General features: G+C 43.9%; 18 protein-coding genes and 1 other RNA gene. 17 read left to right on the top strand and 2 right to left on the bottom strand.

Annotation, left to right across the window (positions count from 1 at the left end; all coding sequences use genetic code 11):
* Positions 1-111: 111 nt before the first annotated feature.
* From smpB to NYE56_RS16990, 4 genes are all read left to right on the top strand, one after another.
* Complete coding sequence (gene smpB / locus NYE56_RS17005; RefSeq protein WP_003220025.1) at positions 112-582, top strand: SsrA-binding protein; 471 nt, start codon at positions 112-114, stop codon at positions 580-582.
* Positions 583-758: 176 nt separating this feature from the next.
* Positions 759-1,121, top strand: a transfer-messenger RNA (tmRNA) gene (gene ssrA, locus NYE56_RS17000).
* Positions 1,122-1,303: 182 nt separating this feature from the next.
* Positions 1,304-1,417, top strand: a complete 114-nt coding sequence (locus NYE56_RS16995) for a helix-turn-helix domain-containing protein (RefSeq protein WP_223497724.1) — start codon at positions 1,304-1,306, stop codon at positions 1,415-1,417.
* 220 nt (positions 1,418-1,637) lie between these two features.
* Complete coding sequence (locus NYE56_RS16990; RefSeq protein WP_250622558.1) at positions 1,638-2,222, top strand: hypothetical protein; 585 nt, start codon at positions 1,638-1,640, stop codon at positions 2,220-2,222.
* 33 nt (positions 2,223-2,255) lie between these two features.
* On the opposite strand, the gene NYE56_RS16985 is transcribed toward NYE56_RS16990, so the two are convergent.
* Positions 2,256-2,486: a hypothetical protein gene (locus tag NYE56_RS16985; protein WP_021480611.1), complete on the bottom strand. Its 231-nt coding sequence runs from the start codon at positions 2,484-2,486 to the stop codon at positions 2,256-2,258.
* A gap of 1,090 nt (positions 2,487-3,576) precedes the next feature.
* On the opposite strand from NYE56_RS16985, the gene NYE56_RS16980 reads away from it, so the two are divergent.
* The 6 genes from NYE56_RS16980 (at position 3,577) to azoRB (ending at position 8,662) form a co-directional block, all read left to right on the top strand.
* Positions 3,577-4,371 (top strand): SDR family NAD(P)-dependent oxidoreductase, encoded by a 795-nt coding sequence (locus NYE56_RS16980; RefSeq protein WP_003228388.1) that lies wholly within the window; start codon positions 3,577-3,579, stop codon positions 4,369-4,371.
* Between the two features lie 109 nt (positions 4,372-4,480).
* Positions 4,481-5,053: a TetR/AcrR family transcriptional regulator gene (locus NYE56_RS16975; protein WP_341284151.1), complete on the top strand. Its 573-nt coding sequence runs from the start codon at positions 4,481-4,483 to the stop codon at positions 5,051-5,053.
* Positions 5,050-5,409: a DMT family transporter gene (locus NYE56_RS16970; RefSeq protein WP_341284150.1), complete on the top strand. Its 360-nt coding sequence runs from the start codon at positions 5,050-5,052 to the stop codon at positions 5,407-5,409. Before NYE56_RS16975 ends, NYE56_RS16970 begins: the two co-directional genes overlap by 4 nt.
* Positions 5,406-5,807 carry a YvaD family protein gene (locus tag NYE56_RS16965; protein WP_003242541.1) on the top strand — a complete coding sequence of 134 codons (402 nt, stop codon included), beginning with the start codon at positions 5,406-5,408 and terminating at the stop codon, positions 5,805-5,807. The genes NYE56_RS16970 and NYE56_RS16965 overlap by 4 nt, the downstream gene beginning before the upstream one ends.
* Before the next feature lie 165 nt (positions 5,808-5,972).
* Positions 5,973-7,868, top strand: coding sequence for an FUSC family protein (locus NYE56_RS16960; RefSeq protein ID WP_341284149.1), 1,896 nt, complete (start codon positions 5,973-5,975; stop codon positions 7,866-7,868).
* A 158-nt stretch (positions 7,869-8,026) separates the two neighbouring features.
* Positions 8,027-8,662: an FMN-dependent NADH-azoreductase AzoRB gene (azoRB, locus tag NYE56_RS16955; RefSeq protein WP_341284148.1), complete on the top strand. Its 636-nt coding sequence runs from the start codon at positions 8,027-8,029 to the stop codon at positions 8,660-8,662.
* 36 nt (positions 8,663-8,698) lie between these two features.
* On the opposite strand, the gene iolW is transcribed toward azoRB, so the two are convergent.
* Entirely contained in the window at positions 8,699-9,775 is a 1,077-nt protein-coding gene (iolW, locus tag NYE56_RS16950; protein WP_335449544.1) for a scyllo-inositol 2-dehydrogenase, read from the bottom strand.
* Positions 9,776-9,902: 127 nt separating this feature from the next.
* Here iolW and csoR point away from each other — a divergent pair, with 127 nt between their 5' ends.
* From csoR to NYE56_RS16915, 7 genes are all read left to right on the top strand, one after another.
* The gene (gene csoR / locus NYE56_RS16945; protein ID WP_003228404.1) at positions 9,903-10,208 is read left to right on the top strand and encodes a copper-sensing transcriptional repressor CsoR; all 306 of its coding nucleotides are present in this window, start codon (positions 9,903-9,905) and stop codon (positions 10,206-10,208) included.
* A gap of 73 nt (positions 10,209-10,281) precedes the next feature.
* Positions 10,282-10,491 carry a copper chaperone CopZ gene (gene copZ / locus NYE56_RS16940; protein ID WP_341284147.1) on the top strand — a complete coding sequence of 70 codons (210 nt, stop codon included), beginning with the start codon at positions 10,282-10,284 and terminating at the stop codon, positions 10,489-10,491.
* A gap of 83 nt (positions 10,492-10,574) precedes the next feature.
* Positions 10,575-12,986 (top strand): copper-exporting P-type ATPase CopA, encoded by a 2,412-nt coding sequence (copA, locus tag NYE56_RS16935; protein ID WP_341284146.1) that lies wholly within the window; start codon positions 10,575-10,577, stop codon positions 12,984-12,986.
* A 157-nt stretch (positions 12,987-13,143) separates the two neighbouring features.
* Positions 13,144-15,252, top strand: coding sequence for a heavy metal translocating P-type ATPase (locus NYE56_RS16930; RefSeq protein WP_341284145.1), 2,109 nt, complete (start codon positions 13,144-13,146; stop codon positions 15,250-15,252).
* A 119-nt stretch (positions 15,253-15,371) separates the two neighbouring features.
* On the top strand, positions 15,372-16,040 hold the full coding sequence (gene bdbD, locus NYE56_RS16925; protein ID WP_341284144.1) for a disulfide bond formation protein BdbD: 669 nt from the start codon (positions 15,372-15,374) through the stop codon (positions 16,038-16,040).
* Between the two features lie 4 nt (positions 16,041-16,044).
* Positions 16,045-16,461: a disulfide oxidoreductase gene (locus tag NYE56_RS16920; RefSeq protein WP_003228417.1), complete on the top strand. Its 417-nt coding sequence runs from the start codon at positions 16,045-16,047 to the stop codon at positions 16,459-16,461.
* A gap of 186 nt (positions 16,462-16,647) precedes the next feature.
* Positions 16,648-17,256 (top strand): trimeric intracellular cation channel family protein, encoded by a 609-nt coding sequence (locus NYE56_RS16915; protein WP_003219999.1) that lies wholly within the window; start codon positions 16,648-16,650, stop codon positions 17,254-17,256.
* Positions 17,257-17,323 lie beyond the last annotated feature (67 nt).

Raw genomic sequence — 17,323 nt, 5'->3', positions numbered from 1 at the left:
ATTTGCTTTCTTTCGGAAACAGCTTTTCATTGTAGCGGTACGTGACATTTGGTAAAATAGAGCGTATCGCAAAAGGTGGACAGTTTTTCCTTAGAGAGAGGAGGTTTTGGCATGCCAAAAGGGTCAGGAAAAGTATTATCTCAAAATAAGAAAGCCAATCACGATTATTTTATAGAAGAAACCTATGAAACAGGCATCGTTCTGCAAGGAACAGAAATCAAATCGATTCGCGCCGGCCGCGTAAACCTTAAGGATTCCTTCGCCAAAATCGAACGGGGAGAAGTGTTTCTCCACAATATGCACGTCAGCCCATATGAGCAGGGAAACCGCTATAACCACGATCCGCTCCGGACAAGAAAGCTGTTAATGCACCGCAAGGAGATTAATAAGCTGATCGGGTTAACAAAGGAAAAAGGCTATTCTCTCGTTCCGCTGAAGCTGTATTTAAAAAACGGCTTTGCCAAAGTGCTTCTCGGCCTTGGAAAAGGGAAGAAGAACTATGACAAACGGGAAGATCTGAAGCGCAAGGACGCGAAGCGGGAAATCGAAAGAGCGTTCAGAGACAGTCAAAAAGGCTTCTAAAGGCATAGTGCTTGATTCGAAAATCAGGCCTGTGCTATACTGTGTTCACGATCAGATCACGACGCCATTCATTTGAAGAATTTGACAATTGAAAAGAGCCGTGATCATGTTATAATAAGACTATAGCCAGTTTGAGTGAGAGCTTGATATTTTCTCCCGTATTTCCCTTATACCAAGGGGACGTTACGGATTCGACAGGGATGGATCGAGCTTGAGCTGCGAGCCGAGAGGCGATCTCGTAAACACGCACTTAAATATAACTGGCAAAACTAACAGTTTTAACCAAAACGTAGCATTAGCTGCCTAATAAGCGCAGCGAGCTCTTCCTGACATTGCCTATGTGTCTGTGAAGAGCACATCCAAGTAGGCTACGCTTGCGTTCCTGTCTGAGAACGTAAGAAGAGATGAACAGACTAGCTCTCGGAAGGCCCGCCCGCAGGCAAGAAGATGAGTGAAACCATAAATATGCAGGCTACGCTCGTAGACGCTTAAGTAATCGATGTTTCTGGACGTGGGTTCGACTCCCACCGTCTCCATACATACTTTGAAACCGCAGTGCTATCAAGGCTTTTAAAGCTTTTGAGGGCACTGCGGTAACATTTTGGTAACACTTTTAAAATTTTTCGTTTTTCATAAAGCCAATAACCTCACGTTGTGCAGACGGATAAAGGTGACTATACGTGTTTAATGTTTCGGCGGTCGTGAGGAGGTTGAAGGCTTCCTGAAAACTGAGGTCCTCAGCACTTCTGAAGTTGCCGAGATTTTAGGGGTAAATAAGCAGCGCATGAGTAAATTGATAAGTGACAAACGCATTGAAGCTGTAAAAAAAAGATAGGGAATACAAGTTTGTCTTTACTGCAAGATGCGGAGGCGTTGAAAGAATAGCTTGAAACAAATAAAAAATATCGTCCGCATAATAATTGAGCCCCCTCGTATGAGCAGGGCTTTTTTAATGTGTAAAAAGTTTAAATGTCACAGTTTTGTAATGTAAATTAAATTCCAAATATGATAATATTTAGCATGTAACAAATTAGTAGAAAGGAATGATTAAAGGAATGAGTAAGCTAAAAAGTAGCATGATTGTCATTTTGTCGTCTTTTGCCCTTTTAGTCACTGTCCTCTTAAGCACTCCTGCCAACACCGTAGAAGCAAAATCAATTATGAACAATTTAACATCGGAAGAGAAGGTAAGCGAGGCATTAAAGCATGCAACGGAAGCTGATTTTGAGAAAGCAGAGAAATTTGTCAAAGAAGCTTTAAAACTCAACGATGATTTTACATACAGCGTAGATAAAGAAAAAGCTAAACAAATTGGTTATACTGGTGATGAAATCTTTAACCTTTCATTATTTTATGCTAGCATTCCAACTGAACAGGTTAAATGGTTAGAGCAAAACAAAGGACAAGAAGTCAAAGTTGGAGATGCCTCTACGGCAATTGTTCCAGCACTCCCGTGGGTAGTATATATTGGATTGCAAGAGCTTATTGCTCTTCTTACTGCAATTGGTCTGGCTGGGATAGCTCAACAATTCTTGAAAGAAGTTTATAACGCTGGGATGAATAAAGCTTGCAGAAAATTTGCTAGCAAAAACAAATATATTAAGAGTTTCTGTAAGGCAAATGGTTATCCAACTGAATAAAAACAAGCCTCCTGTAAAGGGAGGCTTGTTATATTACCTAAGTAAAAGCCACAATGCTGAAACAACTGCAACCATAAAATAATCACCATCAGTTAGCTTAGTACCGTTTTTAATAAACACGTTTGCGACCCAATTCGCTTTAGTTCCTTCCGATGTGCTTAGCGCTAATTTTTTACCAATATTGTAATAAGCGACTTTAAATAAATAATAAGCAAAAGAACAGAAGATATAGAGCAATATGAATTTACCTATGAATAGCAACATGTATCAATCACTCTCCTTCATATATCCATTATTTTACCAAATGCAAAATTTATTTTGAAGAGAATATAGCCTATTCATAAAGAAGGCCTACTCATCGAGTAGGACTTTCTAAACAATCCATTTTTCGGATAAGGTTTTCGTGGTATCACGTATTTCCTGTTCACTTTTTCTGTCTTTCTTTTTTTTCTGTAAAGCCGCATATTAACAAAAATCTGATATAACTTGCGTTCAAAATCTGTCATGCTCATTTGTGTTTTCTGTATCACCCACACCCCATACCAACAGGCGGATCAAATGTTAATTTCATAATATATTCACCTCTATCTTTAAAGCACATATGCACATAATTCAATTATATCTAGTGAGACTTTTTGGCGGAAACCATTTTAAAGGAATGTTTGTCTTTGCTTTTAAAATGTTAGAATTACAATCTGGAATCAAGTTCCTCCATTTTTAGAGAGGAATGGAAAAGGCTCTTTCCTAGTGAAGGACCTTTTTATTTGCATGCAGAAAGTTCTACAAGGGCGGTTCCATTTTTTAAAGTAGATTTAGATAATGAGTATATTGATAAACAAAGAATTATTTTTAAAATAAATCAAATCAAAGTGTTAGCTATGTAAAAATTTACCTTAGGTTGAATGATAAGGTGATTATGGACCAGAACAGGGAAAATGAGGAGGGAGGGGAACGATCGGTAAATGGACCTACCGCATCGTAGCAGAATTCAAGGCATTGAGTATGTGTGTTAGGTCCATGACATTTGCGGTAACATTTTGATAATAAAAATATAAAATTTCAGTTTTAAAAAAACTGATTTATCATCATACGTAAAGGCTTATATATCAACGGTTTGTAACTATTTTAAAACATAACCATACCATGGTAATAGACTCCCACCGTCTCCATACATACTGACAATAAAGCAGAACCTCTTAAGAGGTTCTGCTTTATTTTTTCTCCAAACCACAGGCACCAAAAAGTGCGTACTTCCATTTCGATCCCAGCTGTTTCATACTGATTGCAGAGCAGATGTTTCACCAATCAGATTTCTGTCAATAAATAAGAGGAATCAAAAACGGAGGGATGAATAATGAAGCTGAATTTACAAGGAAAAACCGCACTGGTGACCGGTTCGACATCAGGGATCGGAAAAGCTATTGCCTCTTCGTTAGCTGAAGAAGGTGCGGCAGTGATCATTAACGGACGCCGGGAAGAGAAAGTGAATCAGACGATAGATGAACTGAAAACACAACATGCTGAAGCGGTTCTTTATCCGGCCGCATTTGATTTGGGAACTGAAGAAGGCTGCAATGAGCTGTTTCAGGCATATCCAGAGGTTGATATTTTGGTCAACAATTTAGGGATTTTTGAACCGGCGGAGTACTTTGATATTCCCGACGATGAATGGTTTCGTTTTTTTGAAGTGAATATTATGAGCGGTGTAAGGCTGACACGCAGGTATTTGCATAACATGATAGAGAAAAAAGAAGGGCGTGTGATTTTCATTGCCAGTGAAGCGGCGATTATGCCGTCACAGGAAATGGCCCATTACAGTGCGACAAAAACGATGCAGCTGTCCATTTCCCGCAGTTTGGCGGAGCTGGCAACCGGCACGAATGTCACAGTCAACACCGTCATGCCGGGCTCTACCTTAACAGAGGGTGTGGAAACCATGCTGAACTCGCTGTATCCTGGTGAAAACCTGACTGTTCAAGAAGCTGAGGCACGTTTTATGAAAGAAAACCGGCCGACATCTATTATTCAAAGACTGATCCGTCCGGAAGAAATCGCCCACTTCGTTACATTTTTAAGCAGCCCGCTTTCCTCTGCGATCAATGGCGCGGCACTTCGGGCGGACGGCGGTTTGGTCCGCAGTGTCTTTTAAACCTCTCCCAATAGGAGAGGTTTTTTATATATTGTTGATTTCCATAAATTTCTGCCGTATAATATTGGTACTTAAATAGTTTTATCGGTACCGAAAGCGGGGGATTAATATGGATAAAAGAATTCTGGCGGAAACTTTCCGGCTGATCAAGCAAAAAGGATTTTCATTTACGATGAATGATTTGGCTGCAGCGCTGGGAACGAGCAAACGGACGCTCTATGCATATTATTCATCTAAAGATCAGCTTGTTGAGGCGGTTGTCGAACAATTTTTAGCTGAAATGAAGCAAATGGAAAGAGACATCTATGAAAATGAAAGTTTAAATGTGCTCGAAAAGGTGAAACAAATGCTGATCAGCCTTCCGCAGGGGATGGAACTGCTGAACATGGGATTATTAAATGAACTAAAGAAATACCATTACGATGCGTGGCTTACATTAGACGCGTTTATTAAGGAAGAATGGGCGATTGTCCTAGCATTATTAAATGAGTGCAAACAGCAAAAGAGAATCAGAAACATCAATCCGGACCTGTTTGTTCACATGTATATAGGGAGCATCAACCAAGTGTATGACCCTGAATATCCACTGAAACATCAGTTTACGACAGGAGAGGTTCTTGAATCAATTGTAGATGTTTTATTTAACGGTATAACAGCTGATAAGGAGGCTGATGCGACGTGAATTGGGTGTTTCTATGCTTGGCGATTTTGTTTGAGGTTGCGGGAACGGTCAGCATGAAGCTATCGTCTGGTTTTACAAAGCTTATTCCCAGTGTGCTGTTGATTTTCTTTTATGGAGGGAGTCTTTTCTTTCTGACGCTTACGCTTAAATCCATTGATGTATCAGTTGCTTATGCTGTATGGTCAGGGATGGGAATTGTCCTGATTACAGTCGTTGGTTTTTTGTTTTTTCAAGAACATGTTAGTGTCATGAAAGTCATTTCAATTGGATTGATTATTGCCGGTGTTGTGTCTTTAAACCTGATCGAGCATGCTGCGGTGTCTGAGCCGGTACATAAAAGCGGGCAGTACAAATGAGATATATGAAGCTGTTTTTTCTCGTGACTGATATCGGTTTTATCTTGTACTGGCTGTCAGCCGGATTTTCGCTCATACCGGAAAGCTGGGCTTTTAAACATCATGACCATCCGTTTATGATCGCTTGGAACTGGTCTTTTTTTCCGCTGGATATCCTGATTTCTGTCACAGGGTTATACAGCTTGTACCTACAGCGGGTGAATCGTGCTGACTGGAAGCTGATGGCGCTGATTTCTCTTGTGCTGACCTGTTGTTCAGGTCTGCAGGCGCTATCATTCTGGACATTCAGCAGTGACTTTGATCTTGTGTGGTGGCTGTTTAATGGGTATCTATTGATTTATCCTTTATTTTTTATTCACCTGCTCTTGAAGGAAGGCAGAAGGACAAAACAGTCCTGACAGGTGCCGCTTTTATGATAATAAACTGATGTAATGAAGCAGAGACGGTATAAGTCTCTGTTTTTTTATCGGGCGCACCAATTGAGAAGCTAACCGCGTTTTTGGGCATACTAAAGCGAAGAAACGGGAAAAGTTCTACACATTCATTGAAAAGGATTTTGTCAAATGAACAAAACTGCTGCGAACAATCAAAGAATCATGCCTATCGTGAAGGATGCCTTTCGCATTCATGCAAATCCATTTCCTTGGAAAAAGGCTATCGGATCAGGTTTCGCTTCAGGGTTTCCTGTGCTGGTCGGTGCATTGGCAGGTCACACGGATTACGGATTAATTGCAAGTATCGGAGGCTTTGTTTATTTATATGCGGGCGGTGAATCGTACAAAAAGCGCGCCATGAAGCTGCTCTTGGTTTCCTTTGGGATCGCCCTCTCATTTGGATTAGGAACGCTTTTGTCGGGGACGCTTTGGATGATGGCGGCTGTTTTGGGGCTGATCGGGGCAGCGGCGATGTTTATTTTTAGCGCGCTCGGCATTCAAGGCCCTGCACCGATGTTTTTTGTCCTTGCCTTTTTAGTCAGTTCCGGTTTGCCGGCCGATCCTTCACAAGCGCTGTTCAGAGCGGGACTGACGTTTCTCGGCGGCATCTTCGCCATGGGTATCGCTTTAATCGGCTGGTTATGGAACAAACATGGACCGGAGGGAGCGGTGCTGCAAAAAACATATCATCAGCTGGCTGCATGTCTTTCAGCCGTCGGAACGCCAGGTTTTCATAACGCACAGCATCAGACCGTGCTCATGCTTAGAACAGCCCGCCAAACGGTTCTTGGGAAAGGGAACAGACGGAAAAAATCGCGGCATGATGAACGATTTTTCCGCCTCCTTGAAAAAGCTGACGACATATTCATTGCCATTATTCATTTTTCAGCTGAAACGCCGGACAGAGAGACCGCGCAGATTGAAAAGGCACTTCGCCAAACCGGAGATATGCTTGCGCATGCACGGGTTTCCGGTACGTTTCAGATTAATGAGAACGAATCTGAGCCTAGGCGGAAGCTGTTTGAAGAAATCAATGAGGTTTTGCATATCGCTTCAGGACGTTTTGATAAGCAGCTTGACGGGGAACCGAGCCGCCTGCCATCCTCTTTTTACTTTTTGAGAAATGCTTTTGACTGGAAGTCTCCAGTTTTGATTAGAGCGTTAAAGTACGGAATTGTTCTGTTTGCCGCCGATATGTTTGCCCTCGCATTCGGCTTTGCACGTTCCTATTGGATTCCGCTTTCGGCAGCAGCGGTCATGCTTGGCACTACTGTTGTTTTTACGCTTCACAGGGCTATTCAGCGTTCGGCCGGAACGGTGATCGGTGTTATGCTGGCAGGCGCAATCCTGTTTTTTAAGCCGGGCGGTGTTTATATTGCGTTTTGTATTGCAGCGCTGCAATGTCTTCTTGAGATGCTGATCGTCCGCAATTATGCGCTGGCTGTTCCCTTTTTAACCGCAAATGCGCTTGTTATCACAGAAAGTATGCATGGCGGCGCGGGTGCCGGTTATTTTATGATAGCGAGGCTGACTGATGTAGCTGTCGGCAGCGTGATCGGGCTGTTGGGAACAATGCTTTTGTGGCGGCGGTTTTCAACAAAGCGGCTGCCTGAACTGATGAGGAACGTCATCCGGCTGGAAGGGCAGTTTATGGAGAAACTGTTAACCGGGCAGAATGCCGACGAACACAAGTTAAGGGTGAGTCTTGTCAGGCTTCGGGATGCGTATGACAAGGCCCTTGGAGAGTTTCCTCATGCGAATGCGGAGGCGCTCTGGCCTGCCATTTCCGGTGCTCAGCACTTAGGGTACTATTTGCTCTCGGCGCAAGCTCACCGCCGTCCGCCTGCTCCGTTTTCTGATGAAGAGATCAACCAGCTGCGGGCGTTTTTTGAACGGGCTGAGCAATCCTTTATAGTGAAAAGGATGCCTGCGGATATTCAAGTGCCGCATGTTCCTCATTATCCTCGAATCAGTAAAGAATTGTCCGCGCTGTATTCAGGCTTGAGAACAGCTTTTGAAAAGTAAGCTGTTTGGAAAGTTAAATAATCTTTAATTCGAGATGTTTTACTTGAAAGTAAATTTCTTTGTCTCTATAATAAAGTCTAAGAGAGACAGAATAATCATTATGCATCTGTATGATAATAATTGGTGTGTGATTTTTAAAAACGAAAGGGCTGGTAAAAATGGCAAAAGTATTATATATCACTGCTCATCCGCATGACGAAGCAACTTCGTACAGTATGGCAACAGGTAAAGCATTTATCGAATCTTACAAAGAAGCAAATCCAAATGATGAAGTTGTACATATCGATTTGTACAAAGAAAACATCCCGCACATTGACGCAGATGTATTCAGCGGATGGGGAAAGCTTCAGTCAGGTACAGGCTTTGAAGAGCTTTCTGAAAGCGAAAAAGTGAAAGTAGGCCGTTTGGGAGAGCTTAGCGATCAATTTGCATCAGCTGATAAGTACGTATTTGTTACACCTTTATGGAACTTCTCATTCCCGCCAGTGATGAAAGCGTATCTCGATTCTGTTGCCGTTGCAGGAAAGTCATTCAAATACACAGAACAAGGTCCTGTCGGCTTGTTGACTGATAAAAAAGCAATTCATATCCAAGCTCGCGGCGGCTACTATTCAGAAGGCCCTGCGGCTGAGATGGAAATGGGACACCGCTACATCGGCATCATGATGAACTTCTTCGGCGTACCATCATTCGAAGGCATTTTCGTAGAGGGACATAATGCGGAGCCTGATAAAGCACAGCAAATCAAAGAAGACGCGATTGCGCGTGCGAAAGAAGCAGGAAAAACATTCTAATGAAAAAGCCTCCCCTTATTTGGGGAGGCTTTTGTTTTAGTGCTCCAGCATAATGGTTCGTTTCTCTTTACTGCTTTTCATCGCGGCTTCAATGATGCGGATGACATTAATACCTTCCTCAGCAGTGACTGGCAGCGCAGCACCTTCCCGTATGCTTTCCGCTATTTTGCGGTAATAAGTAAGGTAGGAGCCATTTACTGATGGGATCGTTTCTGTTTTTTTGCCGGAGTCACGAATGGTTGTAAGCTGTCCGTAAAACTCCGGATCATCTGCACCCCAGCTGTCATCCTCTGGTTTTCTTCCCGCTCTGAGTGCGTCTTCCTGTCCGTCAATTCCGTATTTGATAAAGCTGGAATCTTTTCCATGGATTTGATAACGAGGTCCGTTTGCCGGAACGATTGATCCTCCGTATAGAATGGCTTGAAGCTTGCCATAGTCAAGGGTTAAATGAAAATAGTCAACCGTTTCGGCATTTTCCCGCTGGGCCATCACGTTTGCAGTCACGGCTTTAGGCATCCCAAACAAATGCAGGGTTTGGTCTATGATGTGGGAGCCGAGATCATACAGCGTACCAGTGGCAATGCCTTCTTTTTCCCGCCACCGCGCTTGAACTTCAGGTCTGTAGCGGTCATAGGAAACTTGATATGTATTGATGTCTTCAAGAGATCCCTCAGAGATCAGCTTTTTAATCGTTAAAAAGTCGTTATCCCAGCGTCGGTTATGATATACGCTTAATAATACGCCTTTTTCATCGGCAGCCCTTTTTAATGTTTCCCCCTCTTCGGCTGTTGCTGTCATTGGTTTTTCCATCACAACATGTTTTCCGGCCTGTATGCATGCCATAGCATGCTCGTAATGAAGGCCGCTCGGGGTGGTGACAATGACAAGCTCAATGGCAGGGTCATTTGTGATTTCCTCAAGCTCATGTACAACCTCAGCATCTGGAAAGTCCCGTTTCACTTCTTCTGTCCGAGATGTCATGATTTTGCTGATTTGATATTCATCCAGAACATCCAGCAGCGGCCCGTGAAAAACAGAACCGGACAATCCGTATCCTAATATTCCAACCTTGATCGTATCCACTTTCCTTCTCCCCTTTAAAAGCGTTATCAACAGAAGTATATACCCTCCTGATCAAATGGTAAAACCTAACTGATTCATTTTTTGCGTCGGCATGCTTAGACAACCGTTTGGACAATCAGTATAATGGGAATTAATATCATTAAACAGAGGTGTACGCATGGAAAAGCATAACGAACATAAAACATTAAACCATAAAAGCTCGAAAGAAAAAGATCAGATTACAAACCGGCTTAAGCGGATTGAGGGTCAAGTCCGAGGCATTCAAAACATGGTGGAAAACGACAGATATTGTGTAGATATTCTTGTGCAAATTTCAGCTGTTCAGGCGGCAATGAAAAATGTGGCGCTTCATTTGCTTGAGGATCATGCCCATCATTGTGTAGCAGATGCCATCAAAAGCGGAGACGGGGAACAGGCCATTTCTGAGCTTTTGGACGTATTTAAAAAGTTCACAAAATCATAAAGCGTTTTTATTGTAATACCCTACGGGGGTATGGTAGGATGAAAATAGAAAGAATAAACAGGAGGAATTGATTATGGAACAAAAAACATTGCAAGTTGAAGGAATGTCTTGTCAGCACTGTGTCAAAGCAGTAGAAACAAGCGTAGGAGAACTGGACGGCGTCAGTGCCGTTCATGTCAATCTGGAAGCGGGTAAAGTCGATGTTTCGTTTGAAGCTGACAAAGTATCAGTCAAAGATATTGCGGATGCGATAGAAGATCAGGGCTATGACGTAGCTGAGTGATTCAAGGTATCGCGCCTTTAGGGAGGCGCGATATTTCTTTCATTTTTATATACCCCCCAGGTGTATATAAAGGAGTGAGTATGTTGAGTGAACAAAAGGAAATCGCGATGCAGGTCTCTGGTATGACCTGTGCGGCATGTGCTGCCAGAATTGAAAAAGGCCTGAAGCGAATGCCCGGTGTCACGGATGCAAATGTTAATCTGGCAACGGAAACATCAAATGTAATCTACGATCCTGCTGAAACAGGGACTGCAGCGATTCAAGAAAAAATAGAAAAGCTGGGCTATCACGTTGTTACAGAAAAAGCTGAATTCGATATTGAAGGCATGACCTGTGCGGCTTGCGCCAATCGGATTGAAAAACGGCTTAACAAAATAGAAGGCGTCGCAAATGCACCAGTAAACTTCGCTTTAGAAACAGTTACGGTCGAATACAATCCAAAAGAAGCGTCTGTCGGCGATTTGAAAGAAGCGGTAGATAAGCTTGGATATAAGCTAAAGTTGAAGGGGGAACAGGACAGTGAGGCTGCTGCTGCTAAAAAGAAAGAAGAACGGAAGCAAACAGCGAGACTGATTTTTTCAGCTGTCCTGTCATTTCCATTGCTTTGGGCGATGGTGAGCCATTTTACATTTACATCATTCATTTGGGTACCCGATATATTTCTCAATCCGTGGATGCAATTTGCGCTGGCGACACCAGTCCAATTTCTGATCGGCTGGCCGTTTTATGTGGGTGCGTATAAGGCGCTCAGAAATAAAAGCGCCAATATGGATGTATTGGTCGCCCTCGGTACGACGGCTGCTTACGCTTATAGCCTTTATCTTACTTCTCAAAGCCTTGGCTCTCACGGGCATACAGATGGCCTTTACTATGAAACAAGCGCGATTTTGCTGACGCTGATTTTATTAGGCAAGTTGTTTGAAACAAAAGCAAAAGGCCGTTCCTCGGATGCGATTAAAAATCTGATGAAGCTTCAAGCGAAAACAGCGACTGTTGTAAGAGACGGACAGGAGCAAATCATCCCGATCGATGAAGTGCTTGTTAATGACATTGTTTACGTCAAACCCGGCGAACGAATTCCTGTCGACGGAGAAGTGGTTGAAGGCCGTTCAGCGGTTGACGAATCGATGATTACAGGAGAAAGTCTTCCTGTTGACAAAAATCCTGGTGACAGCGTGACAGGTTCAACCGTTAACGCAAACGGCTTTCTGAAAATGAAAGCTGTCAACGTCGGAAAGGATACTGTGCTTTCTCATATCATCAAAATTGTTGAGGAAGCACAAGGGTCAAAAGCGCCGATCCAGCGTCTCGCTGACCAAATTTCAGGCATTTTTGTGCCCATTGTATTGGGGATTGCCGTTCTCACTTTTCTCATTTGGTACCTTTGGGCGGCTCCTGGCGATTTTGCTGAAGCGATCAGCAAGTTCATTGCGGTTCTTGTCATTGCCTGTCCTTGCGCCCTCGGTCTTGCCACTCCGACAAGCATAATGGCTGGATCTGGACGCGCTGCTGAATTCGGGATTTTATTTAAAGGCGGCGAGCATTTAGAAAAAACACATCGTCTCGATACCATTGTTCTTGATAAAACCGGAACCGTGACAAACGGGAAGCCGCGTCTGACAGATGCCATTCCATTCGGCCATTTTGAAGAAAAAGATTTGCTTCAATTTGCAGCGGCAGCCGAAACGGGATCAGAGCATCCGCTTGGCGAAGCCATTATTGATGGCGTGAAAGATAAAGGGCTTGAAATACCGAAGCTAACCCGCTTTGAAGCAAAAGTCGGCGCAGGCATTTTGGCTGAAGCCGGAGGAAAAAGCATTCTCGTCGGCACAAGAAAATTAATGGAGAGCGAACAGGTTGAGCATGGGGCTCTTCTCGCCAAAATGGAAGAGCTAGAGGCAGAAGGGAAAACAGTTATGCTTGTATCCATTGATGGAGAAGCAGCTGGGCTAGTAGCGGTTGCAGATACGATTAAGGACACGTCACGGAAGGCTGTTGCCCGTCTGAAAGAGTTGGGCCTTGATGTCATCATGATGACAGGAGACAATCGCAGAACCGCAGAAGCCATCGCGAAGGAAGCGGGAATTGCGAATATCATTGCGGAAGTTCTTCCTGAACAAAAGGCGGCGGAAATCGCCCGCTTGCAAAAAGAAGGCCGCCAGACAGCAATGGTAGGCGACGGAATTAACGATGCGCCGGCGCTTGCCACAGCTGACATCGGCATGGCGATTGGAACTGGCACGGACATTGCCATGGAAACAGCAGACATTACACTGATTCGCGGCGATCTGAACAGTATTGCCGACGCAATCCGCATGAGCAGATTGACAATGAAAAACATTAAACAAAATTTATTCTGGGCGCTTGGCTATAACAGCCTCGGCATCCCAATCGCAGCACTTGGATTTTTAGCGCCGTGGATAGCAGGAGCAGCAATGGCATTCAGCTCCGTTTCCGTTGTTCTGAATGCTCTTCGTCTGCAAAAAGTAAAATGAAAAACCGGCTATATGCCGGTTTTTGTTTTTCATTGACACTTTCTTGGAAAACAACATATAATAGGTGTAACTTATATATGATTATATGCTCATATATATAATAAATACAATACTCATTGATACGCTTTGAAAAGGGAACCCTAAATCGGAAGGTAAGGTGAGACTAGTGAAACAGGAATACGTTCTGGACGGTTTGGATTGCAGCAATTGTGCCCAAAAAATCGAAAATGGAGTCAAAGGCATAAAAGGCATTGACGGATGCGCGGTAAATTTTGCGGCAAGCACCTTAACTGTCTCAGCCGATGGGAAAGAAGAGCAATGGGTCACGAATAAAGTAGAGAAAAAAGTGAAATCAATTGATCCGCATGTAACGGTTCGCCAAAAGCATATAAAGAAATCAGCTGATGATGGCTATCGTAATCGAATGGTCAATATGCTGATCAGAATGGCGGCGGCTGTCATTCTCGGCGCAGCGGCATATTTGGTTCATTCGGGAACCATTGGATTTTTCCTTTTCCTCGCTGCTTATTTGATCATCGGCGGTGACATTATGATCCGCGCAGTCAAAAACATCATCCGCGGTCAGGTGTTTGATGAGCATTTCTTAATGGCTCTTGCTACAATCGGCGCCTTTCTGATTCAGCAATACCCTGAGGGCGTCGCCGTTATGCTGTTTTATCAAATCGGTGAGCTTTTTCAAGGTGCCGCGGTCAGCCGTTCCAGAAAATCAATTAGTGCATTAATGGACATACGGCCTGATTACGCCAATCTCAAAACAAAGAACGGCATCGAACAGGTTTCCCCGGAGGACGTTCAGACAGGAGACATCATTGTGGTTAATCCGGGAGAAAGCATACCCCTGGACGGTAAGGTCGTGCAAGGGTCAGCGATGGTTGATACATCTGCTTTAACAGGTGAGTCCGTTCCGAGAAAAGCTGCGGAAGGACAAGATGTAATGTCAGGCTTTATCAATCAAAACGGCGTTCTGCATATTGAAGTCACAAAGGGCTATCAGGAATCAGCAGTATCAAAAATATTAGACTTGGTTCAGAATGCGAGCAGCCGTAAAGCCCGGACAGAAAACTTTATCACGAAGTTTGCCAAGTATTATACACCTGCTGTTGTGATCATCGCGGTATTGCTGGCCTTTGTTCCGCCGCTTGTTCTTTCTGGCGCCGCGCTTTCCGATTGGGTGTACCGCGCGCTTATCTTTTTAGTGATTTCTTGTCCTTGTGCGCTTGTTGTCTCCATTCCGCTCGGTTTCTTCGGCGGAATCGGAGCGGCCTCAAAGGCCGGAGTGCTTGTAAAGGGAAGCAATTATTTAGAAGCCTTGAATCAAGTCAAATACGCGGTGTTTGATAAAACGGGAACACTAACAAAAGGCAGCTTTGAAGTGACAGAAATCAAACCCGCGGAAGGTTTTACAAAGGATAGATTACTTGAAGCGGCGGCATACGCTGAGCTTCATTCACAGCATCCGATTGCTGAATCTGTGCGTAAAGCTTACGGGAAAATGCTTTCCTCCGATGAGATTGAGTCATACGAAGAAATCTCCGGTCACGGCATTTTTGCAAAGGTAAATGGAACTGAGATCCTTGCTGGGAATAAAAAGCTCATGGAAAGAGAACAAATTGAGGATGTCCCGGATGAAAATGCTGGAACAATCGTACACGTTGCTGTTGATCAACGCTATGCCGGAGCAATCATCATAGCGGATGAGATAAAGGAAGACGCAGCACAGGCGGTTGCTGATCTGAAGTCGCTTGGGATCAAACAGACAGCTATGCTGACGGGTGATTCGAAACAAACGGGAGAAGCCGTCGGAAAACAGCTTGGGATTGGTGAGGTATATGCAGAGCTGCTGCCGCAAGATAAAGTCGCGCAGGTCGAAGCATTAGAAGCTAAGCTTTTGCCTAATGAAAAACTCATTTTTGTCGGTGACGGTATCAATGATACACCGGTGCTTGCCCGCGCAGATATAGGGATCGCGATGGGAGGCCTTGGCTCAGATGCCGCGGTAGAAGCCGCAGACATCGTGCTAATGACAGATCAGCCGTCAAAAATTGCGGAAGCGATTCGGATTGCGAAACGGACACGGCGTATCGTGTGGCAAAACATCGGATTTGCTTTAGGTGTGAAAGCGATCTTTCTTGCTCTTGGTGCATTTGGAATTGCGACCATGTGGGAAGCGGTTTTCTCAGATGTCGGCGTTACACTGCTTGCTGTGGCGAACGCCATGCGCGTCATGCGCCTCAAAAACAAATAAATTGTCGGAGAGAATTCATTTTTTCGGGGTTTTCTTATCAGCGCTTGTCTTGTTAAAATAAAGAAGTGGGTCAATTGCGATCCGCTTCTTTTTTAATTTTAAAACGATGAGGTGTCGGAGTGAAAAAGAAACAGCAGTCTTCTGCGAAATTCGCGGTCATCCTTACGGTTGTGGTTGTTGTATTGTTAGCAGCCATTGTCATCATTAATAACAAAACGGAACAAGGCAATGATGCGGTTTCCGGACAGCCGTCTATCAAAGGGCAGCCTGTGCTTGGCAAGGACGATGCATCGGTAACTGTAGTAGAATTCGGAGATTACAAATGTCCGTCTTGCAAGGTGTTTAACAGTGACATCTTTCCAAAAATACAAAAAGACTTTATTGATAAGGGCGATGTGAAATTTTCTTTCGTGAACGTCATGTTCCATGGAAAAGGTTCAAGATTAGCGGCTCTTGCATCTGAAGAAGTATGGAAGGAAGACCCTGACTCTTTCTGGGATTTCCATGAAAAGCTGTTCGAAAAACAGCCGGATACGGAACAGGAATGGGTAACCCCAGGCCTCCTTGGTGATCTTGCAAAAAGCACCACAAAGATAAAACCTGAGACGCTCAAGGAAAATCTTGATAAGGAAACATTCGCTTCTCAAGTGGAAAAGGATTCTGACCTTAATCAAAAAATGAACATACAGGCAACACCGACGATTTACGTCAATGATAAAGTGATCAAAAATTTTGCGGATTATGATGAAATCAAAGAGACAATAGAAAAAGAGCTGAAAGGGAAGTAACGATATGAAAAATAGAATCGTATTTTTATATGCTTCCTGGGTTGTGGCTCTTATCGCTATGCTGGGCAGCCTGTATTTCAGTGAAATCAGAAAGTTTATTCCATGTGAACTGTGCTGGTACCAGCGTATCCTCATGTATCCGCTCGTCCTGATTTTAGGCATCGCCACCTTTCAAGGGGACACACGAGTGAAAAAATATGTGCTCCCGATGGCGATTATAGGGGCATTCATTTCGATCATGCATTACTTAGAGCAAAAAGTGCCCGGCTTTAGCGGCATTAAGCCATGTGTCAGCGGCGTGCCGTGCTCGGGCCAATATATTAACTGGTTTGGTTTTATTACGATTCCATTCCTGGCCCTGATTGCTTTTATCCTGATTATCATTTTTATGTGCCTGCTGAAAGGCGAAAAATCTGAATAACAAAAAAAGCGCCCGCGTATGCCGGGCGCTTTTTTAATTTCGCAAACTCATGTCCATCAGCAATAGCCGTATTCCCTCTAAATTTATCTTTTTTTCTCATAAAAATGTTATTGATTTTACGCTTGAGCGATTATAAAATCTAGAGGTCGTCAGAAAATTTAACAAACATAAAAGGGAGTCATCAGAATGGCTTGGGAGCTGCTCAGTGTGATTGGCATCATTGCGTTTGCAGTCAGCGGCGCAATTGTTGCGATGGAAGAGGAATATGATATTTTAGGAGTTTATATATTAGGGATTGTCACTGCTTTTGGAGGAGGAGCGATCCGCAATTTACTGATCGGTGTTCCGGTGTCAGCGCTATGGGAGCAGGGAGCGTACTTTCAAATCGCGCTTTTATCTATTACAATTGTGTTTCTGTTTCCGAAGCTGCTGCTGAAGCATTGGAATAAGTGGGGCAATTTATCAGATGCGATCGGCCTCGCTGCCTTTGCTATCCAAGGCGCACTGTATGCCGTCAAAATGGGCCATCCGCTTAGTGCCGTGATCGTGGCTGCGGTGCTGACGGGAAGCGGGGGCGGGATCATCCGCGACCTTCTTGCCGGGCGCAAACCGCTTGTGCTGAAGGCAGAAATTTATGCAGTCTGGGCGGCTCTCGGCGGTTTAATCGTCGGCTTGGGCTGGCTGGGGAACTCGTTCGGCTTGTACGTTCTGTTTTTCGTGCTCGTTGTTTGCCGGGTTTGTTCCTATATGTTTAATTGGAAGCTGCCAAACCGTTCTTTTCGCTTAGATAATTAATAGCAAAAAAACCGATTTCGAGTTGAAATCGGTTTTTTCTGCATATAAATAACCCAAACCTTGATTG

Source organism: Bacillus sp. FSL R5-0603 (assembly GCF_038050295.1).
GTDB lineage: Bacteria > Bacillota > Bacilli > Bacillales > Bacillaceae > Bacillus > Bacillus subtilis.
This window is presented reverse-complemented; position numbering and strand designations above follow the sequence as displayed.

Excerpts from the sequence above, each read along its gene's own strand:
- NYE56_RS16990 (WP_250622558.1), top strand. The coding sequence starts at position 1,638 with ATGAGTAAGCTAAAAAGTAGCATGATTGTCATTTTGTCGTCTTTTGCC.
- NYE56_RS16965 (WP_003242541.1), top strand. The coding sequence starts at position 5,406 with ATGAGATATATGAAGCTGTTTTTTCTCGTGACTGATATCGGTTTTATC.
- NYE56_RS16915 (WP_003219999.1), top strand. The coding sequence starts at position 16,648 with ATGGCTTGGGAGCTGCTCAGTGTGATTGGCATCATTGCGTTTGCAGTC.
- NYE56_RS16985 (WP_021480611.1), bottom strand. The coding sequence starts at position 2,486 with ATGTTGCTATTCATAGGTAAATTCATATTGCTCTATATCTTCTGTTCT.
- NYE56_RS16980 (WP_003228388.1), top strand. The coding sequence starts at position 3,577 with ATGAAGCTGAATTTACAAGGAAAAACCGCACTGGTGACCGGTTCGACA.
- NYE56_RS16975 (WP_341284151.1), top strand. The coding sequence starts at position 4,481 with ATGGATAAAAGAATTCTGGCGGAAACTTTCCGGCTGATCAAGCAAAAA.
- NYE56_RS16960 (WP_341284149.1), top strand. The coding sequence starts at position 5,973 with ATGAACAAAACTGCTGCGAACAATCAAAGAATCATGCCTATCGTGAAG.
- NYE56_RS16920 (WP_003228417.1), top strand. The coding sequence starts at position 16,045 with ATGAAAAATAGAATCGTATTTTTATATGCTTCCTGGGTTGTGGCTCTT.
- smpB (WP_003220025.1), top strand. The coding sequence starts at position 112 with ATGCCAAAAGGGTCAGGAAAAGTATTATCTCAAAATAAGAAAGCCAAT.
- copZ (WP_341284147.1), top strand. The coding sequence starts at position 10,282 with ATGGAACAAAAAACATTGCAAGTTGAAGGAATGTCTTGTCAGCACTGT.
- azoRB (WP_341284148.1), top strand. The coding sequence starts at position 8,027 with ATGGCAAAAGTATTATATATCACTGCTCATCCGCATGACGAAGCAACT.
- csoR (WP_003228404.1), top strand. The coding sequence starts at position 9,903 with ATGGAAAAGCATAACGAACATAAAACATTAAACCATAAAAGCTCGAAA.